Consider the following 22163-nt stretch of genomic DNA (forward strand, 5'->3'; position numbering starts at 1 on the left):
ACGGTGGCGACAAAAGGGATGTTTGGTGCGGCGTTCGAGGAAGGCAAGCACCGTCCGCCGGTGTCGGCGTCAATGCTCCCGTGCGCCCCCGGCCTGTCGGCCGTGTGCCTCGCGGTGCGCGAAGGCGGCGCGCAGCTCCGGTTCGCCGATCGCGCGGACCCCGCGTACGGCCACGGAGGTGAGGTACGTACGGTCGTCGGCGGCGTCGTCCGCGTTCCGGGCCAGTGCGCCGAGCAGCCGCTGACCCGCCGGGGAGGCCCAGCGCGAGTACGGGTGGATCTCGACCCGTGCGACGGCGAGGCAGCTCAGGGTCAGGGTGAGCGGCAGCGCGAACCACAGGGCGACCAGATGGCGCGGCATGTCCGGCGGGGGCGGCGTCAGCAGCGCGGCGACGCCGAGACCGAGCACGGCGACCGCCGCCGCGCGCACCTGCCGGACCCCCGCCGCGACCGTCGTGCGGGCACTGTCGGGCACCGCCAGGCCCGCGCGCACCAGCCCGTCGGCGATCCCGCGCACCGCCTCCGCCGCGGCTGCGGTGGCCCGCACCGGTGCGATCCGGGACTGGCCCTCGGGGCCGATGGCCCCTATCACCGACCGCTCCATCGCGTCCCGCCCGCGCGGATCGACGACCGTCGCCCAGCCCGTGTGGGCCAGCAGCAGACGCCGCTGACGCGCCATGGCGACGAGGGTCACGTCGGCGACCCGCCGGGGTCCGCCGGAGAGGAACGCGGCCTCGTACAGGGTCAGTTCATGGACCCGGCCGGTGTCCGTGTCACCGGCCGCGGCGCGCACGGCGGCCAGGCACAGCCGTGTGCACGCGGTGCCCGCCACGGCCCAGGCCGCCAGCAGGAAAAAAGCCCAGAGCATATGTTGTTTGTATGTGACACGGTCCCGAAAGCACCATGCCTCGTTCACGATCCGGACGGAGTGTTGTCGGTATGTGACGTTCCGTTTCACTGCCCCGGCGGCGGGCGGAAGGCGGGCGGCGGGAGCGACTCGGGCGGGGCCGAGGCCGGTGCCGAGGTCGGGGCTGAGGGTCGGGTCAGGGGAGTGTCGCCGGTGGCCATGTCTCGGGCCACGGTGTCGTAGTCGACGTCGCCCGTCGCCTCCAGGGCCTTGATGTGGTCGAGGACCGTCGTGGTGGCGTCGTCGGCGAGGGCGCGCACCAGGGAGTTGCGGGTGCTCGCGCGGACCTGGGCGACGACCGGGAACACCTGCCCCTGGGACAGCCGCAGGACGGTGGCGAACCGCCGGTCGTACTCCGCGCCCCGCGCCTCGTCCAGGGTGGCCAGCCACTGCTTCTGCCGGTCGCCGGGCGCGTCCGGCAGGGTGACGTTCAGCTGGGCGGCGGCACCGCGGACCCGCTCGTCCAGGAACCGGTGCCCCTCGACGAGACGCCGGCCGGCCGTCCGCACGGCCGGGGTGGTCCCCTTCGCCCGCGCCTGCCGCCCCGCGGCCGGCTCCCACAGCCCGGCCCGCCGGACCTTGACGAGGAACTCCTGGTCGAGGGCGGACAGCGGACCGTAGCTCGTCCGTAGCGTCTGCGCGCTCAGCGCGCCCGGCGCCGTCTCCGGCCGGCCGTCGTACGGCCAGAGCGAGAAGACCAGCGCGGTGAGCGTCGCCGCGAGGCACATGACGATGAGCCCGGTGCCGCTGACGATGCCTCGGCCCTTGACGGGGGGTCGGGGTCGCATGGTGGTGCCTCCTGGTGCGGCACCGCACGCTAGTGCGCTTCGGGTGCGGAATCGCCATGGTACGGCGGGGTCTACGCCAACCGCCGTACAGGGGCGAATGGTTGCATCGGGGATGGGACGGGGCGATCGGGGGAGGTGCGTCGAGGGGCCTATCCATGCAAACGGGTCCATACCGTCCTCGGGGCTTCGGCGGAGGCCACCCGGGTGTTAGTCCCGGCACACTCGGGCGCGCACGCGCGGACCGGAGGCGACTAGCCCACCCGGGTCCTCTGGGCCGCCCGGACGCCGTCGCGGCGGTGTGCCCCGTGGCCGCCGACCCTCCGATGGGCCATGTTGCTGACCGTCGAGCCGATCGGCACCGGCCGGATGCGAAGGAGGCCCCGCGGTGGGTGAGCTGTACATCGACGGCGAGTGGACACAGGCCGCGGCCGGTGGGCGTCGGGAGGTGGTCAACCCCTACGACGCCTCGGTCGTCACCACCGTCGACGAGGCCGACGCCGGTGACGTCGACCGCGCCGTACGCGCCGCCCGGCGCGCCTTCGCCGAGGAGGACTGGGCGAACGCCCCCTCCCGCCAGCGCGCCGACCTGCTGCTGCGCGTCCACGACCTGCTGCTGCGCGACCGGGAGGACATCGCCCGCACCGAGACCCTCGACACCGGCAAGACGCTGGCCGAGGCCCGCATCGACGTGGAGGACGTGGCCAACGCCTTCCGCTACTTCGCCGAACTCGCGGGCAAGGACGGCGGCCGGGTCGTGGACGTCGGCCCGGACGTGCTCAGCCGCGTCGTCTACCAGCCGATCGGCGTGTGCGCGCTCATCGCCCCCTGGAACTACCCGCTGCTCCAGGCCTCCTGGAAGGTGGCCCCGGCGCTCGCCGCGGGCAACACCTTCGTCCTCAAGCCCAGCGAGGTCACACCGCTCACCACGATCCACATGGTGCGGCTCATCGAGGAGGCCGGCGCCCCGCCCGGCGTCGCCAACCTGGTGCTGGGCTCCGGGGCGACCGTCGGCGCGGCCCTGACCAGCCACCCCGACGTCGACCTGGTGTCCTTCACCGGCGGCCTCAACACCGGACGGTCCATCATGGCCAGCGCCGCCGAGGGGCCGCGGAACATCGCCCTGGAACTGGGCGGCAAGAACCCCAACATCGTCTTCGCGGACGCCGACTTCGACGCCGCCGTGGACTACGCGCTCGACGCCGCGTTCCTGCACTCCGGGCAGGTCTGCTCGGCCGGTTCGCGCCTGCTCGTCGAGGACTCCCTGCACGACCGGTTCGTCGAGGCCTACGCCGACCGCGCACGGGCGATCCGGCTCGGCAGCGGCCTGGAGGAGGGCACCGAGAGCGGCCCGCTCAGCTCCGCCGAGCACCGCGAGAAGGTCGAGGGCTACATCGCCGTCGGGCGGGAGGAGGGCGCCCGGCTCGTCACCGGCGGCACCCGCCCCGACGACCCCGCCCTGAGCCGCGGCTTCTTCCTGCTGCCGACGATCTTCGCCGACTGCGACCGGTCCATGCGCATCGTCCAGGAGGAGGTCTTCGGCCCGGTGGTCACCGTCGAGCGCTTCCGCACCGAGGACGAGGCCGTGGAACTCGCCAACGACACCCGCTACGGCCTGGCCGGCGGCGTGTGGACCTCCGACGCGAGCCGCGCCCAGCGCGTCGCGCAGCGGCTGCGGCACGGCACGGTCTGGATCAACGACTTCCACCCCTATGTGCCGCAGGCCGAGTGGGGCGGCTTCGGCCGCTCCGGCGTGGGCCGCGAACTCGGCCCCACCGGGCTGCGCGAGTACCAGGAAGCCAAGCACATCTACCAGAACCTCGCCCCCGCCCCCTCCGGCTGGTTCAAGGGCTGACCTTCCGGCAGCACAGCGCCCGCCCGTGGCGCCACGACCACCGAAGACCGGCCGCACGCCCGCCCGTGGCGCGAAGGCCACCGAAGAAAGGCACCGCATGGCCCCCACCACCGCGCACGGCGCCGAGTCCGCCTACGACTACGTCATCGTCGGCGGCGGCACCGCCGGCTGCGTGCTCGCCGCCCGGCTGAGCGAGGACCCCGACTGCCGCGTCTGCGTCATCGAGGGCGGCCCCAGCGATGTCGGCGACGAGCGCATCCTGCGCCTGCGCAACTGGATCAACCTGCTCGACTCGGAGTACGACTACGGCTACACCACCGTCGAACAGCCGCGCGGCAACTCCCACATCCTGCACTCACGGGCCCGCGTGCTCGGCGGCTGCTCCTCCCACAACACGCTGATCAGCTTCCTGCCGCTGCCGCAGGACCTCGACGACTGGGTGGCCCGGGGCTGTCGCGGCTGGGACCCGGCGGCGATCCTCCCCTACCGGGACCGGCTGCGCACCCACATCGTCCCGGTGGCCGAGGCCGACCGCAATCCCATCGCCAAGGACTTCGTCACCGCGGCCACCCGCGCCCTCGGCGTTCCCGTCGTCGACGACTTCAACGCCGAACCCTTCGCCGACGGCGCCGGCTTCTTCTCGCTGGCCTACCAGCCGGAGGGCAATCTGCGCTCCTCCGCGTCCGTCGCCTACCTCCACCCGATCATGGACCGGCCCAACCTCACGCTCCTCCTGGAGACCTGGGCGCACCGGCTGCTCACCGACGACGCGGGGCGGCTGACCCGGGTCGCCGTCCGCGGCGCCGACGGGCAGCCCGCCAGCGTGCGCGCCGAACGCGAACTCCTGCTGTGCGCCGGAGCCGTCGACACCCCCCGCCTGCTGATGCTCTCCGGCGTCGGCCCGGCAGACGACCTGCGCGCGCTGGGCATCGACGTACGGGCCGACCTGCCCGGCGTCGGCGAGAACCTGCTCGACCACCCCGAGTCCGTGATCGTCTGGGAGACCGACGGCCCGCTGCCGCCCAACTCCGCGATGGACTCCGACGCCGGACTGTTCCTGCGCCGCGACAAGAGCGGGCCCCGCCCCGACCTGATGTTCCACTTCTACCAGGTGCCGTTCACCGTCAACACCGAACGCCTGGGCTACCCCGTGCCGCAGCACGGCGTCTGCATGACGCCGAACGTGCCGCGTGCCCGGTCCACCGGACGCATGTGGCTGCGCAGCGCCGACCCCGCAGAGCATCCCGCCCTGGACTTCCGGTACTTCACCGACCCGGAGGGTCACGACGAGCGCACCATCGTGGACGGTCTGAAGATCGCCCGCGAGGTCGCCGCCACCGCACCGCTGAGCGACTGGCTCGTCCGGGAGGTCGCGCCCGGCCCGGACGTCGTCTCCGACGCCGACCTGTCGGAGTACGGCCGCCGCGTGGCACACACCGTGTACCACCCCGCGGGCACCTGCCGCATGGGCGCCCCGGACGATCCGCTGGCCGTCTGCGACCCCGAGTTGAGACTGCGCGGCTTCGAGGGTGTGCGGATCGTCGACGCGTCGGTGTTCCCGACGATGCCCACGATCAACCCCATGGTGACCGTCCTGCTCACCGCCGAACGCGCCGCCGACCTGATCAGCGGCCGCACCCCGGCCGCGGAACGGAGGGCCGGACAGTGACCACCGCACCGCCTCCCGCACCGGCCGCCGGCACCCCGGGAGGGGAGCCCGGCTCGGAGTTCCGCAAGGACATGAGCCCCTGGGCCAACTTCGCCCTCGGCTTCACCTACCTCTCCCCGGTGGTGGGCACCTACACCCTCTTCGGCATCGCGATCGCCGACGGCGGACCGCCGATGATCTGGGCGTTCCTGTTCGCCGGCTGCGGCCAGTTCCTCGTCGCGCTGATCTTCGGGGAGGTCGTCGCCCAGTACCCGATCGCGGGCGGTGTCTACCCCTGGGCCCGGCGGCTGTGGGGCACACGCTGGGCGTGGATGACCGGCTGGGTGTACATGTGGGCGCTGCTGGTGACCATCACCTCCGTCGCGTACGGCGCCGGCCCCTACATCGCCATCCTCTTCGGCTTCAGAGCCACCGTGCACACCACCGTGCTGTGCACCGCCGTGCTCATCGTCGTCGCCATCCTCGTCAACTACATGGGCACCAAGGCACTGTCGACGGCGGCGCTCATCGGTTTCGCCGGCGAGCTCATCGGCGCCCTCGTCGTCGGCGTCTACCTGCTGTCCACCCACCGCCACCAGAGCCTCGGCGTCATCTTCGACACCTACGGCGTCGAGGGAGACGGCTCCTACCTGCCGGCGTTCCTGGCAGCCGGCATCATCGGCCTCTACCAGTACTACGGCTTCGAGGCGTGCGGCGACACCGCCGAGGAGGTCGCCCACCCGGGCCGGGTCATCCCCCGCGCGATGCGCCGCACCATCTACATCGGCGGCGCGGCGGCCACGTTCACCTGTATGTCGCTGCTGCTGTCGGTCACGGACTTCAACGCGATCATCTCGGGCGAGCAGGCCGACCCGGTGGTGGACGTGCTGTACGACGCCATGGGCGAGACCGGGGCGCGGATGGTGATGGCCGTGGTGCTGATCTCCTTCCTGTCCTGCACGATCAGCCTCCAGGCCGCGGCCGGGCGGCTCATCTACTCCTACGCCCGTGACGAGATGATCGTCGGGCACCGGCTGCTGCGGCGGTTCGTCCACGCCCGTGCGGTGCCGAGCTGGGCGCTGTTCGTGTCCGCGGCGGTGCCGCTGCTCATCGCCTTCGCCTCACTGCTCTCCGAGGACGCCCTCACCAACATCGTCTCGTTCGCGATCCTCGGCATCTACGGCTCGTTCCAGATGGTGGTCCTGGCCGCGCTGCGCGCCCGGCTCAAGGGCTGGAAACCGGCGGGGGAGTTCACCCTGGGCCGCTGGGGCCTCACGGTGAACATCGCCGCGCTGGCCTACGGCATCCTCGCCATCATCAACATCTGCTGGGCCCGCTCCCCGGAGAAGTCCTGGTGGGAGAACTGGATCGTCCTGCTGTGCGGTGGCGTGGTGGTGGGGACCGGCCTGATCTACATGTTCACGACGCACCACTACGGCCGGGGCGACGCCCTGGCGGGCGATGCGGTACCGGAGAAGTCGCTCAAGAAGTAGGGGGCTCCTGGCTCCCCTCAGCGCCGCAGCAGGACCCTGCGTGTGGCGCGAGCGAGTCGGTGGCCGGGGCGCCGGGAGCGCGGACTCGGTCCCGACCGCTCCAGCCACCACTCCCGTAGTTCCCGCCGCGCCTGCGCGTCCCCGGGCCGCCCGGCGGACAGCAGGTGCTCGGCGAAGGTGAGGGCGTCGCGTCGGTAGCCGTCGGTCATCGGGTGGGTCTGGGCGTAGCCGAGGAAGGCGGTGCGGTAGTCCTCTCCGAGGATCACCGGCAGTTCGGGCGCGACCTTCCCCACGACGTCCGCCCGCTTCGCGGCGAGCGCCCGTGCCTGTACGCCGACCCGCACCCGGTCGAACCCCTCGGGCACGGGCGTCCCCGCGACCAGCGCGGACAGCAACGCGGCCTGCGCGAGCCCCAGCCGCTGACGAGCGGCCCGGCCCTCACCGGGGTGGGGCAGGTCGAAGGCGCCCCGTGTCGCCCCGACCGCCCCGGTCTCTGTGCCCCGCGCCCCGTCACCGGCGGCCACGACAATCCGCCCCTCGGAGGCCCGGCCCTCTTCTGCCGGCCGCGCGGCAGCGGCACCCGCAGGTGTCCGGCCTGCGGTGGCGTGGGCCGCTCGGGCCGGTTGCTCGGCACCGGCAGCCGTGAGGGTCGCCTCGGTGTTCCGAGGCCCTTGGCCCGGCTGCCCGGTACCGGAAGCTGCGAGTGTGCCGCCTTCGGCCACCCCGCGCTCTTCGCCCCGTTGCCGGGTGCCGATCCCCTCAAGCAGCTCGCCCTCGGTGCCCCGGGCCTCTTCCCCGAGCATCGCGTCGCCGTTCCCGGGCCCGACCGCCCCCGCCCGGCGCGTGGCCGCGCTGCCCGCCTCCAGGAGCTGTGTCTTCACGCGTTCGACCGCACCCGTCTCCAGGGCGCGTCGGATCGAGCCCAGCTCGCGCTCCAGCTCCGCCGGCTCAGGGAAGTTCTCGTCGCGTTCCAGGAGGACGCCCGGAGGGGAGACGCGGGAGGCGAGGTCGGTCAGGATGTCGAGGACCGGCCGGGGGACGGGGTGGGCGTGGCTGTCGTGCCAGACGCCGTCGCGTTCGAAGCCGCCCGCGACATGGACGTAGGCGATGGCCTCCAGGGGCAGCTCGGCGAGGGCCTTGGCCGGGTCCTCGCCGCGGTTGACGTGGTTGGTGTGCAGGTTGGCCACGTCGATGAGGAGACGGACCCCCGTACGGTCGGCCAGCTCGTACAGGAACTGGCCCTCCGTCATCTCCTCGCCCGGCCAGGAGATCAGCGCGGCGATGTTCTCGACGGCCAGCGGCACCGGCAGCGACTCCTGCGCGATACGGACGTTCTCGCAGAGGACGTCGAGGGCGTCCCGGGTCCGGGGCACGGGCAGCAGATGGCCCGCCTCCAGGCGGGGGGAAGCCGTCAGCGCACCGCCCGCCCGTACGAACGCGATGTGCTCGGTGACCAGCGGCGAGCCGAGCGCCTCCACCCGCTCGGCCAGCGCGGCCAGCCGGTCTGCGTCGGGCCGGTCCGCGCCCCCGAGGCCCAGCGAGACGCCGTGCGGCACCACGGTGACGCCACGCTCGCGCAGCCGCTCCAGCGACTCGGGCAGGTGCCCGGGGCAGACGTTCTCGGCCACGGCCTCGACCCAGTCGATCCCCGGCATGCGCTCCACGGCGTCCGCGATCTCCGGTCGCCACCCGATGCCCGTCCCCAGTCGCTCCATTCGTCCCCCTCCTCCGCACGGCCCGATCCTCGAACGTGAGGGGGGTATGGCCCAGCCGCCCGGCCCCGAACCCTGCCACCGACGCCTTCAGAGGAATATTTGAGGTTCACCGACGGAGGCACCAGGCTCGCGCCACCCCCTGATGCGTCGTAGACCGGACCTATGCGCGACGGCAGCGAGCAGGCGCACCACCCCGCGCGGAAGCCCGGACGGGACCCGGGGCATCCGGCCGTGGTCCGGTGGCTGTGGGCCGGTTCCGGGGCCCTGGTCCTGGCCGGGGGCACGGCCTACTTCCTGCTCCCGCTGGAGGGCCTCGCCGCCGACCGCCCCTGGCTGGGCTGGCCGCTGTTCGTCCTGTGCCTGGGACTGGTGGCCGCGCTGCTGCTGCGCCAGGTACGCGACATCGTGCTGGAGAAGCCGCACACCCGGTCGGGCCTCGTGATCTCGCTGCTGATGTGCCTGGCCGTGCTGGTCTTCTCGTCCGGCTACTACGCACTCGCCCAGCAGCCGGGCCAGTTCACCGGCCTGCGCACCCGGGTCGACGCGCTGTACTTCACCGTCGTCACGCTCGCGACCGTCGGCTACGGCGACATCACCCCGAGCGGGCAGGAGGCCCGCATGGTGGCGGTCGTCCAGATCCTGTACACGTTCGTCTTCCTCACGGCGGCGGCCACCGCGCTGACCCGCCATCTGCACACGGTCGTCGCCGCACGCGACCGGCGTCCGCCGCCGTCCTGACCCGGGGCGGCGGCTACGCCGGGCGGGAGGAGCGGTAGTTGAACACCGACCACAGGACGAACAGACCGGTCACGATCATGATGATCGACCAGAACGGCTGGTACGGCAGCCAGATGAAGTTCGCGATCAGCGCCAGCCCGACCACGCACGCGCCGGCGACCCGCGCCCACAGGGCGCCGGTGAACAGACCGAACCCGGCCACCACCACGAGCACCCCGACGACCAGGTGGATCCAGCCCCACGCGGTCAGGTCGAACGCGAAGACGTACTCGCCGAAGCTCGTGTACACCTCGTCGTTCGCGATCGCGGCGATGCCCTGGAGCACCGCGAAGAGCCCGTAGACGACCATCAGGGTGCCGCCGAGCGTGAGGCCACCGGCCGCCAACGGGTCGTCGGCACCGCCCCGGTCGCCGGGCGCGCTGTCGGGGGCGGGCGGAGCGGGGGGAGGGGGCGCGGCACTGGTCATGGCTGCCTCCTGGGTCGGATGCCTGGTAACCCCACTGGAGCACCCACCCACGCCCGGCGCGCCCGCGGCTGCGCCGAACGGGTGGACGACCGCGGCTCCGTCAGGGACGTCAGGGACTCGGCCGAAGGGTCCGGCGGACCGCGTCCCGGAGCCAGCGGTGCGCGCCGTCGGCGGCGTGGCGGGGGTGCCAGGCGATGCCGATGGCCAGGGGCGGCAGCGGCACGGGGATGTCGAGCAGGCCGAGGCCGAGCGTGGTGGCGGCCTCGGTCAGGGGTGACAGCGGGGCGCCGGGGAGTGCGGCGGGCACGAGGCAGACGACGTCGCTGCGGGCGGCGAGGTGCAGCGCGGCCAGGTGGCTGGGGAGGACGGCGGTGACCCGTCGGCGGAGGTTCCGCTCGGCCAGGGCGGTGTCGAGGGGCCCGGTGAACCGGCCGCGGCGGCTGACCACGACGTGCTCGGCGGCGGCGAGCCGTTCCGGGGTCAGGGTTTCGCGGGTGAGGGGATGACCGTCCCGGACCGCGGCGACCATCCGCAGCGTGACCAGTTCCTCGACCCGGGTCTCGGGATCGACGTGGTCGATCGATCCGATCTCCAGGTCGATCCGGCCGTCGCGGAGGGCCGGCCCGGCCTCCAGTTCCTCGGCCCGCAGCCGCAACGAGATGCCCGGTGCCTCCTCCCGGGCCAGGCCCAGCAGCCCGGGGGCCAGCGCCGCGGCGACCAGGTCGGAGGCCTGGAGGGTGAACGTGCCGCGCAGCGTGGCCGGGTCGGTCTCGGAGCCGGGGCCGAGCAGCGCCCCGAGGCGGTGCACCACCGCCGCGGCCTCGTCACGCAGCGCCTGGGCACGGGGAGTGGGGACCATGACCTGCCCCGCCCGGACCAGCAGGGGGTCCTGGAGGAGGCGGCGCAGGCGGGCGAGGGTGCGGCTCATGGCCGCGGGGGAGGTGTGCAGGCGTGCGGCGGCGCGGGTGACGCTCTGCTCGGTGAGCAGGGCGTGCAGTGCCACGGCGAGATTCGCGTCGATGGACGGATCCGGGCTGTTCACCAGAGTGATTCCATTCCGGGCAATGATCCCTTGCTGAAGTTCCCATTGTGGCAACGGTGTTGGGCTCCGGAGGATGAGGACCACCGATCCGGCACCCGATCCGTGAGGTTCTCCATGATCGTCATCACCGCTCCCACCGGGAACATCGGCCGCCACCTGCTGCCGCTGCTCCTGGACTCCGCCCCCGCCCGGGGCGAGGAACTGCGCGTGGTCGTACGCGACCCCGCCCGGCTTCCCGACACCGTGCGCGACCGCGTCGAGGTGATCACCGGCTCGCACGGCGACGCCGAGGTCGTCGACCGGGCCTTCGAGGGCGCGGACGCCGTCTTCTGGCTCGTGCCCCCGGACTCCTCGCTGCCCCCGCACGACGCCTACTCCGGCTTCACCCTCCCCGCCACGAAGGCGCTCGCCGCCCACCGCGTCGGCCACGTCGTCGGCGTCTCCGCGCTCGGCCGCGGCACCCCGGTCGCCGACCGCGCCGGACTCGTCACCGCCTCCCTCGCCATGGACGACCTCATCGCGGGCACCGGCGTCGCCTACCGGGCCCTGGCCAGTCCGTCGTTCTTCGAGAACCTCCTGGAGGAAGCCGACGCGATCCGCGAGAAGGGCGTCTTCACCGATACCGTCGCCGCCGACCGCAAGGCCCCCTTCGTCGCGGTCGCCGACATCGCCGCCGTCGCCGCCCGCCTGCTGCTGGACCGCTCCTGGACCGGCACGGACAGCGTCCCGGTGCTCGGCCCCGAGGACGTCTCTCCCGACGATCTCGCCCGCGTCATGAGCGAGCGGCTGGGCCGCCCCGTCCGCTACGAACGCCAGTCGCTCGACGACCTGCGGGCCACCCTCGCCGGGTACGGCCTCGACGAGGCGTTCGTCCAGGGCGTCGCCGACATGAAGCGGGCCAAGGACGACGGCCTCGACGCCGGGGTCACCCGCACCCCGGCCACCGCGACCCCCACCACCTTCGCGCGGTGGTGCGCCGAGACCCTCGAGCCCGCCGTCCGGAACTGACCCGAAGGAGCCACCATGACCACCGAGGAGACACACGCGTCCGTCACGGCGTTCATGCTCGTCAAGACCACACCCGAATGGCTCGCCATGACCCCCCGGGAGCGAGTGAACGCCTTCGCCACCGAGGTCGTCCCCGCGATCAAGGCCAAGACCACCGGCGTCCGGTCACGCTTCTACGACACGGAGTTCTACTCCGCGCGCGTCACCGACGTCTGGGTCTGGGAGGCGGACGACCATCACGCCTACCAGCTCCTCGTCGACGCCCTGCGGGAAACCCCCTTCTGGGACCGCTATTTCGAGGTCGTCGACCTCCTCGTCGGCACCGAGAACGGCTACGCGCGCACCTACGGCGTCGACGCCGTCGCCACCATCACGACCTGACGCGCCGTCCTACGGCCGTCCCCCGCGCGCGAGGGCACGGACACGGTCGACCCCCTCCACCGCGAAGGTCTCGCCGGGGGCGATCTCCGTGAACCCCGCGTCCCGGACCACCGGCAGTCCGCTGTTCGTCAGTTCCGGCCAGCGGGCCGGGGCGGCCGTCCGTACGGCGAGCGGGAAGCCCGCGTCGTGCCAGGCGGCCCGCTCCTCGTCGGTCAGCTCCCACCAGGCCAGTTGGGCGGCGTGGCCCGCCTGGGCCATGGCCTTGCCGGCCGTCATGCCCAGGTCCGGGTTCACCCACAGGACGGGGGCGGCCGGGTCCGCGTCCACCGGCGGCTCCGGGTCGTCCAGGTCGGTGCCGGAGACCTGGAGCCGGGCCAGGTCCTTGGGCCAGCCGTCCAGCGGGACGGGCGGGAAGACCCGCACCTCGGCGGACTTGCCGGTGACGGTGATGCCGGGCAGCGCCTCGGCCCGCCGCCACTCGGCGCCGCGCGCCCGCCGCACCACCTTGCGGATCCGGGCGTCCTGCCAGTCCCGCATGGCCTGCGCCCACTCGCCGTCCCCGGCCGACCGCTCGTCGCCCAGAATCGTCAGCACCGCCCGCGCGGCCGTCTCCAGCGCGTCCGTACGCACCGGCGGGTCCGCCCGCTCGATCCGCACGACCAGCGGCAGCACGAACTGCGGCGCCGCGTCGCGCACCGAGGGCTCGGATCGGAAGGGGCTGTCGCTCACGGGCGTCGGGTCTTCGCTCACGAAGCCCAGTGTGCCAGCCGCAAGATCGTGCAGATCACCCCGAGCAGGCCGTGCGCTGCGCCTCCTGCCACTCGCAGACCGGGCAGAGCGTGATGCCCTTGTACGACTCCGGGTACTCCGTGGGCTTCCGGCACAGCACGCTCCCCCACTCTCGACTGCGCTCGAGCGGGGGGACCCCCATGGCGTACGGCGGGCCGTCCGCCCGGGGTGGCCTGGCCGGGGCGATCAGGCAGTAGTCGTCCTCGCTCATACGTCCAGCGTAGGCCGGTCAGGGACGGCTGCCCACGGCTCCGATCAGCTCGGATACCTTGACGAACCGGTAGCCCCTGCGGCGCAGCTCGGGCACGATCGTCCGTACGGCCCGTTCGGTCGCCGGGGCGGCGCTGCGGGTGCAGTGCAGGACGACCACCGACCCGGGCCGCACCTCGTCCAGCACCTGCCGGGCGACCACGTCCGGGTCCGTTTCGAACGCGTCGCCGCCGACCACGTCCCACTGCACGGCGGTCACCCCGGTCGGGGCCAGGGCCTTCAGGGCCGGGCGGTCGTAACAGCCGCCGGGGAAGCGGAAGTACGGCATCGGATCCCGTACGCCGGCCTTCCGCAACGCGGCGTACGCCCGCTCCACGTCCGACCGTTCCCGCTCCTCGGGCACGGTCGGCAGGCCGTAGCAGTCCTGGGTGTAGGCGTAGTGGCTGTAGGAGTGGTTGGCGACCTCGAAGAGCGGGTCCCGGCCGATGGAGCGGGCCTGGTCCGGGTACTCCTCGGCCCACCGGCCGGTCATGAACACGGTGGCCCGGACGTTCAGCGCGCGCAGCGTCGAGATCAGCCGCGGATGGTCGAACCGCTCACCGGCCGCCGCCCGCGCCCCCTGCCCGGCGGTCATGTCGGCGTCGAAGGTCAGGGCGACGGTCCGGCCGCGGGTGCGGGGGCCGTGCTCGAAGACGGGGGTGAGGCCGGCCGGACCGGGGGCGAGGGTCGGTGGTCCCGGCGGTGGTGCCGGCACCGGTGGAGGGTCCGCCCGCGGGGGGTGGGTGGTGCCGCAGGCGGCGAGGGCCGTGCACAGGGCGCATGCGACGGTGACACGGCGGAAAAGGGTGATCACTGTATGAAGATATGAATGGAATCGCCCTCTTATGCGCCGCGGCTTCGGCTGTCACCCGGCCGTCAGATGTCCCGCCGCTCCAGCGGCTTGGTCGCCGGGCCCTGGATCACCTTGCCGTCCGTGTCGAAGCGGGAGCCGTGGCAGGGGCACTCCCAGGCACGCTCGGCGCCGTTGAAGGCGACCAGGCAGCCCAGGTGGGTGCAGCGGGCGGAGACGGCGTGCAGGGAACCGTCGTCGTCCCGGTAGACCGCGAGGCGGTGGCCGTCGGCGCGGACCACGGCGCCCTCGCCCGGCGGCAGGGCCTCCACGGGCGGCACGGGCCGCAGCCGGTCGCCCACGAAATGCCCGGCGACCTTCGCCTGCGTCCTGAGGAACGACGGCGCCTCACGCACGGCCGGACGCAGCCGCCGCGGATCGTACAGCCCGCTCCACGCGCACTCCTCGCCCGTGATCTGCGCGGTCAGCAGGCGGCCCGCCATCATGCCGCCGCTCATGCCCCAGCCGCCGAAACCGGTGGCCACGTACGCGTGCCGCGCGCCCGGGTGCAGCGGGCCGACCATCGGCACGGTGTCGGTGGGGTCGGTGTCCTGCGTGGCCCAGCGATGGGTGACGTCCAGGTCCGGGAAGTGCTCCCCGGCCCAGGCGGTGAGGTGTTCGAAGCGCGCCCGCGGATCGCCGGTGCCCGGTGTGAAGTGCTCGCCGGTGACGATGAGCAGCCGCCGGTCGCCCCCGTGCGGTGCCGTGCGCACCGAGCGGATGCCCTCGTCGGGCGTGATGAACATGCCGTCGGGGTCCCGCTCCGCGGGGATCGTCCCGGCCACGACCAACTCGCGGCGCGGCGACAGCCGGGCGAACAGCAGGGCCCGGTCGAAGATCGGGTAGTGCGTCGCGACGACGACGTCCCGGGCCCTGACCGTCGCCCCGGTCGTCGTCGACAGCCGGCACGGCTCGCCCTCGTCCATGCCGAGGACGGCGGTGTCCTCGTAGATGTGCCCGCCGCGTTCGACCAGGTCGGAGGCGAGCGCCAGCAGGTACTTGCGCGGATGGAACTGGGCCTGCCCGGTGACCCGGACCGCGCCCGCCACCGGGAAGGGCAGCCCGGTCTCCGTCACGAACGAGGCGGGCAGCCCGGCCTCGGCTGCCGCCCGCGCCTCGGCACGCAGTTCGTCCACCCGGCCCGCGTCGCGCGCGTACGTGTAGGCGCTCCGGGTCTCCCACTCGCAGTCGATGCCCAGTTCCCCGGCGATGCCGGCCGCGCGCTCGATCGCCTCGGACTGGGAGCGGGCGTAGAGCCGCGCGCCCTCGGGGCCACGGGTGCGCCGCAGCTTGTCGTAGACGAGCGTGTGCAGGGCCGTGACCTTGGCGGTGGTGTGCCCGGTGACCCCGGCCGCGACCCGCCCGGCCTCCAGCACCGCCACACTCCGCCCGGCCCGGGTCAGCTCCCACGCCGTGCACAGTCCGGCGATCCCGGCGCCGATCACCGCCACGTCGACGTCCACGTCCTCCGTCAGGGCCGGGTGGTGGCCGTCCGGTGCCGTATCGAGCCAGTACGAGCTGCTGACCTGCTGGTTCTCGCTCATGGGTCGCCGAGTACCCCCGAGGGTCCGCTTCAGCGGGCGGGTGTGTCGCCTTTACGCAAGAGGCCGGCGGAGCTAACCTACAACCAAATGGTTGTAGATGAGTTGAGCGACGAGACGGTGGACCGGCTGTTCCACGCCCTGGCCGACACCACGCGCCGGGACATACTCCGCCGCTGTGTGCGCGGGGAGCTGTCGGTGTCGCGGCTGGCCGAGGCCTATCCGATGAGCTTCGCGGCGGTGCAGAAGCACGTCGCCGTGCTGGAGCGGGCGGGTCTCGTCATCAAGCAGCGCAGCGGACGGGAGCAGCTCGTGTGCACGGACGCCGAAGCGGTGGGCCGCGCACGCCAGGCCCTCGACGAACTCGAGTCGGCATGGCGCGGGCGCGTGGACCGGATGGCCCGGCTGCTCGCCGAGGACCCCGGAACCGAAGAGACCGAAGAGAACGACGCCACGGAAGGATCCGAGAGATGACTGTCACCAGTGTCGACAAGGACCTCGACCACCTCACCCTCACCCTGATCGCCGACTTCGCCGCCCCCGTCGAGCGGGTGTGGCGGCTGTGGGCCGACCCCCGGCAGCTGGAGCGCTGGTGGGGCCCGCCGACCTACCCGGCGACGGTGGAGCAGCACGATCTGACCCCGGGAGGGGAGGTCACGTACTTCATGACCGGCCCGGAGGGCGACCGGCACCGCGGCTGGTGGCGGATCACCTCGGTCACCGCGCCGACGGCCCTGGAGTTCACGGACGGCTTCGCCGACGACGACGGGACGCCCAAGGACGACATGCCGACCATCTCCGTGCGGGTGGCCCTCACCGAGCACGGCGGCGGAACCCGCATGGAGATGCGCTCCCTCTTCGACTCCCGTGAGCAGATGGAGCAGCTGGTCACCATGGGCATGGAGGAGGGCCTGAAGGAGGCCGTCGGCCAGATCGACGCCCTGCTGGCCGCCTGACCGGCCGGATCCTCACTGCCCCAGCAGCCGCTTCCGGATCTCCGCCACGTCGAAGTCCGCCTCGGGATACCGCGGATCCAGCTCCTCCAGATGCTCCAGGAGCAGGGTGCTGACCGCCCAGTTGCGGTACCACTTGCGGTCGGCCGGGACCAGGTACCAGGGCGCGTACGAGGTGCCGCAGCGCTCCATGGCGATCTCGTAGGCCTCCTGGTACGCCGGCCACAGGGCACGGTCGTCGATGTCGGAGGCGGCGAACTTCCAGCGCTTCTCCGGCTGGTCGAGACGTTTGAGCAGCCGGCGGCGCTGCTCCTCGTAGGAGAGGTGCAGGAAGCACTTGACCAGAGTCGTGCCGGTGTCGGCGAGGGTCTTCTCGAAGCGGTTGATCTGCTCGTAGCGCCGGTTGATCTCGGTGGCGGGTGCCAGGCCGCGGACGCGGGCGATCAGGACGTCCTCGTAGTGCGAGCGGTCGAAGATGCCCAGTTCGCCGGGGAGCGGGAGCGCCTTCTCCACGCGCCACAGGAAGGGGTGCGCGCGTTCCTCGGTCGTGGGTGCCTTGAACGGTGTGATGCGGCAGCCGGACGGGTTGAGCAGGCCGATCACATGCTTGACCGTGCCGCCCTTGCCGCTGGTGTCCATGCCCTGGAGGACCAGCAGGACGCGGCGCCGGTCGCCCGCGGTGCTCGCCGCCCACAGCCGCTCCTGGAGGGCGGCGAGGCGCTCGCCGATCCGGGCCGTGGCGGCCCGGCCCGCCGTCTTGCCGTCCGGTCCGCCGGGGGTGGCGGCGGCGTCGTGACGGGACAGGTCGAGCGGCTCTCCGCCGGGGAGGCGCAGCCGCTCCCGCAGCGAGACGCCGCCCGGCTTCCTGCCCTTCCCCTTCGCCCTCTCCTTTTCCCTGTCCTTCTTCGTCACCGGGCCCCCTTCGTCTCTCGGTCCTGTCTCCCGATCGTCCGCCGGGGCGCCGGGTTCCGCACCCGGCGCCCCGGTCGGGAGCGCGGCCGGGGCTACCGGCGCCAGGGGCCCGTCACCGCGAACGTGGTGCCGGGGGTGTAGCAGTTGACGTACATCGTGTCGCCGTCGGGGGAGAAGGTGACGCCGGCGAACTCACCCCACTCGGGCTCCTCGGGGGTGCCGATGTTCTGCCGGCCGCGGGCCATCGCGTACACCTCGCCGCGCCTGGTCACGCCGTAGACGTGCTGGGCGCCGTTGCCGTCCTCGCAGACCATCAGGCCGCCGCTGGGCGCCAGGCAGATGTTGTCCGGCGACTCTCCCGGCTTCTGGATGTCGGTGTCGGGGCCGAAGACGATCACCAGGGTCAGCCGGCGGCGCTCGGGGTCGTAGCGCCAGATCTGCCCGTAGTGGTCGGCGGCCGAACCGTCCGAGCGGCGGGCGAAGGACGACACGAAGTACACCGACCGGCCGCCCCAGTAGCAGCCCTCCAGCTTCTGCGCGTGCGTGATGCCCCCGCGGCCGAAGTCCTGGAACCGGATCGCGGTCTGCGCGGCCAGCGGGTCCGGTACGTCCACCCACTCGATGCCGTCGAACTCGGCCCCGATGTCCTGGATCGTGGACAGGTCGGGCACGCCGGGCACCCGCATGGCCTGGAGCCGGCCGCCCGCGCGCAGCGAACCCCGGCCGTCCAGCGGCTTCTTCGGCAGGAAGCGGTAGAAGAGGCCGAAGGGCTTCTCGAAGGCGTCCTCCGTCTCGTACACCACGCCCCGCCGGGGGTCGACGGCGATCGCCTCGTGCTGGAAGCGGCCCATCGCGGTCAGCGGTACGGCTCCGGTGCGGCGCGGGTCGACCGGGTCGACCTCGAAGATGAAGCCGTGGTCCTTGGTGTAGCCGTTGGTGCCGGCCTTGTCCTCGGTCTCCTCGCAGGTCAGCCAGGTGCCCCACGGGGTGGGGCCGCCCGCGCAGTTCACTGCGGTGCCGGCGATCGCGACGCGCTCCGACAGGACGTGGTTGCGGGAGTCCAGCGTCAGGGCCGTACAGCCGCCCTTGCCGGCCGGGTCGTACGTGATCCCCTCGATCGTGGGGACCGGGACCCTGCCGTCGGCGCGGTTCTCGTGATTGCGGACCAGATGGACCCGGTCGCCCTTGCCCGCGAAGGCCGACATGCCGTCGTGGTTGGAGGGGACCTTGCCCTCACCCGAACGGAGTCGGTCTCCCTCGCGGGAGAGGACCCGGTAGCGAAAGCCTTCCGGGAGGTCGAGCAGGCCCTTCGGATCGGGGACGAGCGGGCCGTAGCCGGTGTGGCCGAGGCCCTGTGCGGTGGCGGTGCCGGCGAAGAGTTCGGACAGGGCGCCTGAGAACGCGATCCCGACGCCCAGGGCACCTGTCCCGGCGAGCATCTGACGTCGAGTGGCGGAACGATCGGTAGTGGTCATGGCGGAACCTTCCTGCTGGCGGACAGGAACTGTGATCCCGCTGTGTCTATCACCTGGTGCGGGCAACGTGAACCACGCGCGTAGCGCGGGTCACTGCTCCACCGCCCGTCGCAGCTCCTCGATGGCCTGTTCCGTCTGGTCGAGGGGGTGCTCCGCGGGCTCCGGTGTCTCTGCCGGTGGCGGTGCCTGAATCTGTTCCGGCTCCCGCGTCTGTTCCTGCGGTGTTGCCTGTGTCTGTGCCGGACGGCCCTCATCGCGGCCTCGTTCCAGGAACCGCAGCAGCTCCACCGGGATGGGCAGCACCAGCGTGGAGTTCTTCTCCGCCGCCACGGCCATCACGGTCTGGAGCAGCCGGAGCTGGAGCGCGGACGGCGTGTCGGCCATCTGGCGCGCGGCCTGGGCCAGTTTCTTCGAGGCCTGGTACTCGGCGTCGGCGTTGATCAGCCGGGCCCGCCGCTCGCGATCGGCCTCGGCCTGGCGGGCCATGGAGCGCTTCATCGTGTCCGGCAGGGACACGTCCTTGATCTCCACCCGGTCGATGGTCACGCCCCACTCCACGGCCGGGCTGTCGATCATCAGCTCCAGGCCCTGGTTGAGCTTCTCCCGGTTGGACAGCAGATCGTCCAGCTCGCTCTTGCCGATGATCGAGCGCAGGGAGGTCTGTGCCATCTGGGAGACGGCGAAGCGGTAGTCCTCGACGTTGACGATCGCGGCCGCCGGGTCCACGACCTTGAAGTACACCACCGCGTCGACCCGTACGGTCACGTTGTCACGGCTGATGCCCTCCTGGGCGGGGATCGGCATGGTCACGATCTGCAGGTTGACCTTCCGCATCCGGTCCACGGCGGGAATGATCATGTTGAAGCCGGGGCGCCGCACGTCCCCGTACACGCGCCCGAGCCGGAAGACCAGCCCGCGCTCGTACTGCTTGACGACCCGTGCCGCCGCGGCCAGATACACCAGGGCACCGGCGCCGACCGCCGCCGCCACCCCGATCAGCTCTTGGACCATCCCGACCTCCTCGTCCAGAGGTCCTTGTTCGTCTACTTCTGCAACGATATGCCGGGATTGGGGTCGGAGGCCATGCCCCAGTGCTGCGGGGAACCGCGCGACAGGCTCTCACCGGTCCGCGCCGGACATGCGAAGGGCCCGGGGCGCGCTTGGGGGCGCGTCCCGGGCCGGGGGATTCGGTGTGCGGCGGGCCGCTAGGCCACCGTCACCTTCTCTCCCTCTTTCGACTGCTCGGACTCCAGCTCGGGCTCCGTGACCTTCACCGGTTCCGTGCCCGTCGCGCTGTGGCGCTCGGCCCAGTTCTCCAGGGCCGTACGGCAGGCATGGTCGAGGTGGTGCAGGCCCGACAGGTCCAGCTCGACCGGGCGGTCCTGCGGCAGGTTCTCCAGGTTGTCCAGGATCTTCGGCAGCCGCAGGAAGGTCGCGTTGCCCGACAGGTACGCCTGGATGGGACCGGCGCCCTTGTCGATGACCTCGAGCTTGATGTGCGAGGCCTCCCAGGCGGTCTTGACGACCGACAGGGCCAGACCGATCAGAACACCCTCGAACATGTTCACCGCGACGATCGACACGGCGGTGACGGCCAGGATGACCGCCTCGCCCCGGTGCTCACGCCACAGCGGCACGATCTTGCGGAACGGGATGAGCTTGAAGCCCGCGTGGACCAGGATGCCGGCGAGTGCGGGCAGCGGGATCAGCGCCAGCGTGGCCGGCAGGAGCGCCGCGAAGAGCAGCAGCCACACGCCGTGCATCACCCGGGACGCCTTGGTCTTGGCACCCGCGCTGACGTTGGCCGAGCTGCGGACGATGACCGCGGTCATCGGCAGCGCGCCGAGCACACCGCAGAGCGTGTTGCCCGCGCCCTGCGCCATGAGCTCCTTGTCGTACTGGGTGCGCGGACCGTCGTGCAGGCGGTCCACCGCGGCGGCGCTGAAGAGGCTCTCGGCGGAGGCGATCAAGGTGAAGGCGATGATCGTGCCGATGATGCCGACGCCCACGCTGCCGAAGGCGTCGAGGCCGGGCGGCTGGATGGAGTCCAGCAGACCCTTCACCTCGACGGTGGCGACCGGCAGGTTGAACGCGGCGGTGGCCACGATCGCCAGGATCACCGCGGCGAGCGCGCCCGGAACGGCCTGCGCCTGCTTCGGCAGCTTCTTCCACAGCACCATCACCGCGATGGTGGCCGCGCCGAGGGCGAGGGAGGTGAGCGCCTTGGTGCTGCCGAGCGCGTCGGCGGCGGCGCCGGGCAGCCCCAGGATCTTGTCGATGCCGGAGGCGGGAGCCTTCAGTCCGGCCGTCGCGTACAGCTGGCCGGCGATGAGCACCAGACCGATTCCGGCCAGCATGCCCTCGACGACCGAGACGGATATCGCGCGGAACCAGCGGCCGAGCTTCAGCGCGCCCATGATGAGCTGCAGCAGACCGGCGGCGAGCACGATCACACCGAGCGCGGGCAGCCCGTAGGTGTCGACCGCCTCGTAGACCAGCACGGTCAGACCGGCGGCCGGCCCGGACACCTGGAGGCTGCTGCCCGGCAGGAATCCGGTGACGAGACCGCCCACGATGCCGGTGATCAGGCCGAGTTCGGCCGGGACACCGGAGGCGACGGCCACGCCCACGCACAGCGGGAGCGCGACCAGGAAGACAACGAGGGAGGCGGTGAAGTCCTGCCTCAGATAGGGGAACTTGGTCATGGTGCCCCTCACAGCTTCTCGAAGGTGTCGGTGTCCGCGCGGTGGTCCCGCACGGTTCCGGTGTGCACTTCGTAGAACCAGGCGTGCAGCCGGAGCCGGCCGTCCGTCAGACGGCTCTCCACGCTCGGGTACGAGCGCAGCCGCTCCACCTGGGTCAGGACGTGGTTCTGCACGGCTTCGGTGACCGTCTTGTCGGTCGGGTCCGCGCACTTGGGCTCGTCGCAGGCGTGCGCGAGCCAGTCCCGCACGGCGGGTACGCCGGTGAGGTCGTCGCCCCGCACCACCGCGCCGACGGCGCCGCAGTGCGAGTGGCCGCAGACCACGATCTCCTTGACGCCCAGCACTTCCACGGCGTACTCGATCGTGGCCGCCTCGGAGGTGGGGTGTCCGAGGGTGTAGGGGGGAACTACGTTGCCCGCGGTGCGCAGCTCGAACAGCTCGCCGGGCCGGGCTCCCGTGATCAGGGCCGGGACGACCCTGGAGTCGGAGCAGGTGATGAACAGGACGTCGGGGGACTGGCCCTCGGCGAGGCGGGCGAACTCCTCAGGGCGCTGTCCGTGCGTGCGGGCGTTGTCGATGAGGGGTTGCATGAGTGTGGTGACTCCTCCTGGCGCGCAGTGGGGGCGCGTCGGACGGGCATGACAGAGGTGGG

General features: G+C 72.4%; 22 protein-coding genes. 8 read left to right on the forward strand and 14 right to left on the reverse strand.

The genetic code is table 11. From position 1 onward, the window contains the following. Positions 1–69: 69 nt before the first annotated feature. Positions 70–867 carry a TIGR04222 domain-containing membrane protein gene (locus ACFT4A_RS03375; protein ID WP_382825510.1) on the reverse strand — a complete coding sequence of 266 codons (798 nt, stop codon included), beginning with the start codon at positions 865–867 and terminating at the stop codon, positions 70–72. Positions 868–953: 86 nt separating this feature from the next. Continuing rightward, the gene (locus tag ACFT4A_RS03380; protein WP_382825512.1) at positions 954–1694 is read right to left on the reverse strand and encodes a DUF4142 domain-containing protein; all 741 of its coding nucleotides are present in this window, start codon (positions 1692–1694) and stop codon (positions 954–956) included. Positions 1695–2079: 385 nt separating this feature from the next. Between ACFT4A_RS03380 and ACFT4A_RS03385 the strand changes: the two genes are divergently transcribed. The 3 genes from ACFT4A_RS03385 to ACFT4A_RS03395 all read left to right on the forward strand — a co-directional run bounded on the left by ACFT4A_RS03385 (position 2080) and on the right by ACFT4A_RS03395 (position 6687). Next, complete coding sequence (locus ACFT4A_RS03385) at positions 2080–3546, forward strand: aldehyde dehydrogenase family protein (protein WP_382825514.1); 1467 nt, start codon at positions 2080–2082, stop codon at positions 3544–3546. 97 nt (positions 3547–3643) lie between these two features. Next, positions 3644–5215: a GMC family oxidoreductase gene (locus ACFT4A_RS03390; RefSeq protein ID WP_382825516.1), complete on the forward strand. Its 1572-nt coding sequence runs from the start codon at positions 3644–3646 to the stop codon at positions 5213–5215. Beyond that, the gene (locus tag ACFT4A_RS03395; protein WP_382825518.1) at positions 5212–6687 is read left to right on the forward strand and encodes an APC family permease; all 1476 of its coding nucleotides are present in this window, start codon (positions 5212–5214) and stop codon (positions 6685–6687) included. Before ACFT4A_RS03390 ends, ACFT4A_RS03395 begins: the two co-directional genes overlap by 4 nt. A 17-nt stretch (positions 6688–6704) precedes the next feature. On the opposite strand, the gene ACFT4A_RS03400 is transcribed toward ACFT4A_RS03395, so the two are convergent. Continuing rightward, complete coding sequence (locus ACFT4A_RS03400) at positions 6705–8402, reverse strand: DUF692 family multinuclear iron-containing protein (RefSeq protein WP_382825520.1); 1698 nt, start codon at positions 8400–8402, stop codon at positions 6705–6707. A gap of 162 nt (positions 8403–8564) precedes the next feature. On the opposite strand from ACFT4A_RS03400, the gene ACFT4A_RS03405 reads away from it, so the two are divergent. Continuing rightward, positions 8565–9140 carry a potassium channel family protein gene (locus tag ACFT4A_RS03405; protein WP_382825522.1) on the forward strand — a complete coding sequence of 192 codons (576 nt, stop codon included), beginning with the start codon at positions 8565–8567 and terminating at the stop codon, positions 9138–9140. Positions 9141–9153: 13 nt separating this feature from the next. Here ACFT4A_RS03405 and ACFT4A_RS03410 read toward each other — a convergent pair whose 3' ends face one another. Continuing rightward, positions 9154–9606, reverse strand: coding sequence for a hypothetical protein (locus ACFT4A_RS03410; protein ID WP_382825524.1), 453 nt, complete (start codon positions 9604–9606; stop codon positions 9154–9156). Positions 9607–9715: 109 nt separating this feature from the next. Then, positions 9716–10648 carry a LysR family transcriptional regulator gene (locus ACFT4A_RS03415; RefSeq protein ID WP_382825526.1) on the reverse strand — a complete coding sequence of 311 codons (933 nt, stop codon included), beginning with the start codon at positions 10646–10648 and terminating at the stop codon, positions 9716–9718. A gap of 114 nt (positions 10649–10762) precedes the next feature. Here ACFT4A_RS03415 and ACFT4A_RS03420 point away from each other — a divergent pair, with 114 nt between their 5' ends. Both ACFT4A_RS03420 and ACFT4A_RS03425 read left to right on the forward strand, forming a co-directional pair. Continuing rightward, positions 10763–11656, forward strand: coding sequence for an NAD(P)H-binding protein (locus tag ACFT4A_RS03420; RefSeq protein WP_382825528.1), 894 nt, complete (start codon positions 10763–10765; stop codon positions 11654–11656). Positions 11657–11671: 15 nt separating this feature from the next. Next, entirely contained in the window at positions 11672–12037 is a 366-nt protein-coding gene (locus tag ACFT4A_RS03425) for a darcynin family protein (RefSeq protein WP_382825530.1), read from the forward strand. A 9-nt stretch (positions 12038–12046) separates the two neighbouring features. Here ACFT4A_RS03425 and ACFT4A_RS03430 read toward each other — a convergent pair whose 3' ends face one another. The 4 genes from ACFT4A_RS03430 to ACFT4A_RS03445 all read right to left on the reverse strand — a co-directional run bounded on the left by ACFT4A_RS03430 (position 12047) and on the right by ACFT4A_RS03445 (position 15469). Continuing rightward, complete coding sequence (locus ACFT4A_RS03430; protein ID WP_382825532.1) at positions 12047–12787, reverse strand: aminoacyl-tRNA hydrolase; 741 nt, start codon at positions 12785–12787, stop codon at positions 12047–12049. Between the two features lie 34 nt (positions 12788–12821). Beyond that, positions 12822–13037 (reverse strand): hypothetical protein, encoded by a 216-nt coding sequence (locus ACFT4A_RS03435; RefSeq protein ID WP_382825534.1) that lies wholly within the window; start codon positions 13035–13037, stop codon positions 12822–12824. Between the two features lie 18 nt (positions 13038–13055). Continuing rightward, the gene (locus tag ACFT4A_RS03440; RefSeq protein WP_382825536.1) at positions 13056–13889 is read right to left on the reverse strand and encodes a polysaccharide deacetylase family protein; all 834 of its coding nucleotides are present in this window, start codon (positions 13887–13889) and stop codon (positions 13056–13058) included. A 62-nt stretch (positions 13890–13951) separates the two neighbouring features. Then, positions 13952–15469 (reverse strand): FAD-dependent oxidoreductase, encoded by a 1518-nt coding sequence (locus ACFT4A_RS03445; RefSeq protein WP_382825537.1) that lies wholly within the window; start codon positions 15467–15469, stop codon positions 13952–13954. An 87-nt stretch (positions 15470–15556) separates the two neighbouring features. Between ACFT4A_RS03445 and ACFT4A_RS03450 the strand changes: the two genes are divergently transcribed. Together ACFT4A_RS03450 and ACFT4A_RS03455 are read left to right on the forward strand one after the other, a co-directional pair. Continuing rightward, on the forward strand, positions 15557–15940 hold the full coding sequence (locus tag ACFT4A_RS03450; RefSeq protein WP_382825539.1) for an ArsR/SmtB family transcription factor: 384 nt from the start codon (positions 15557–15559) through the stop codon (positions 15938–15940). After that, positions 15937–16422, forward strand: a complete 486-nt coding sequence (locus ACFT4A_RS03455) for an SRPBCC domain-containing protein (RefSeq protein ID WP_382825540.1) — start codon at positions 15937–15939, stop codon at positions 16420–16422. The genes ACFT4A_RS03450 and ACFT4A_RS03455 overlap by 4 nt, the downstream gene beginning before the upstream one ends. Before the next feature lie 12 nt (positions 16423–16434). On the opposite strand, the gene ACFT4A_RS03460 is transcribed toward ACFT4A_RS03455, so the two are convergent. The 5 genes from ACFT4A_RS03460 to ACFT4A_RS03480 all read right to left on the reverse strand — a co-directional run bounded on the left by ACFT4A_RS03460 (position 16435) and on the right by ACFT4A_RS03480 (position 22101). Then, on the reverse strand, positions 16435–17265 hold the full coding sequence (locus ACFT4A_RS03460; RefSeq protein ID WP_382825950.1) for a PPK2 family polyphosphate kinase: 831 nt from the start codon (positions 17263–17265) through the stop codon (positions 16435–16437). A 158-nt stretch (positions 17266–17423) separates the two neighbouring features. Next, positions 17424–18806 (reverse strand): PhoX family protein, encoded by a 1383-nt coding sequence (locus ACFT4A_RS03465; RefSeq protein ID WP_382825542.1) that lies wholly within the window; start codon positions 18804–18806, stop codon positions 17424–17426. Positions 18807–18896: 90 nt separating this feature from the next. After that, a complete protein-coding gene (locus tag ACFT4A_RS03470) occupies positions 18897–19817 on the reverse strand; it encodes a slipin family protein (protein WP_382825544.1) in 921 nt (306 codons plus the stop codon). 194 nt (positions 19818–20011) lie between these two features. Next, the gene (locus ACFT4A_RS03475; protein ID WP_382825545.1) at positions 20012–21511 is read right to left on the reverse strand and encodes a SulP family inorganic anion transporter; all 1500 of its coding nucleotides are present in this window, start codon (positions 21509–21511) and stop codon (positions 20012–20014) included. 8 nt (positions 21512–21519) lie between these two features. Beyond that, positions 21520–22101, reverse strand: a complete 582-nt coding sequence (locus ACFT4A_RS03480; protein ID WP_382825547.1) for a carbonic anhydrase — start codon at positions 22099–22101, stop codon at positions 21520–21522. Positions 22102–22163: the final 62 nt, after the last annotated feature.

The organism is Streptomyces sp. NPDC057099, from assembly GCF_042671245.1.
Classification (GTDB): Bacteria; Actinomycetota; Actinomycetes; order Streptomycetales; family Streptomycetaceae; genus Streptomyces; species Streptomyces purpurascens.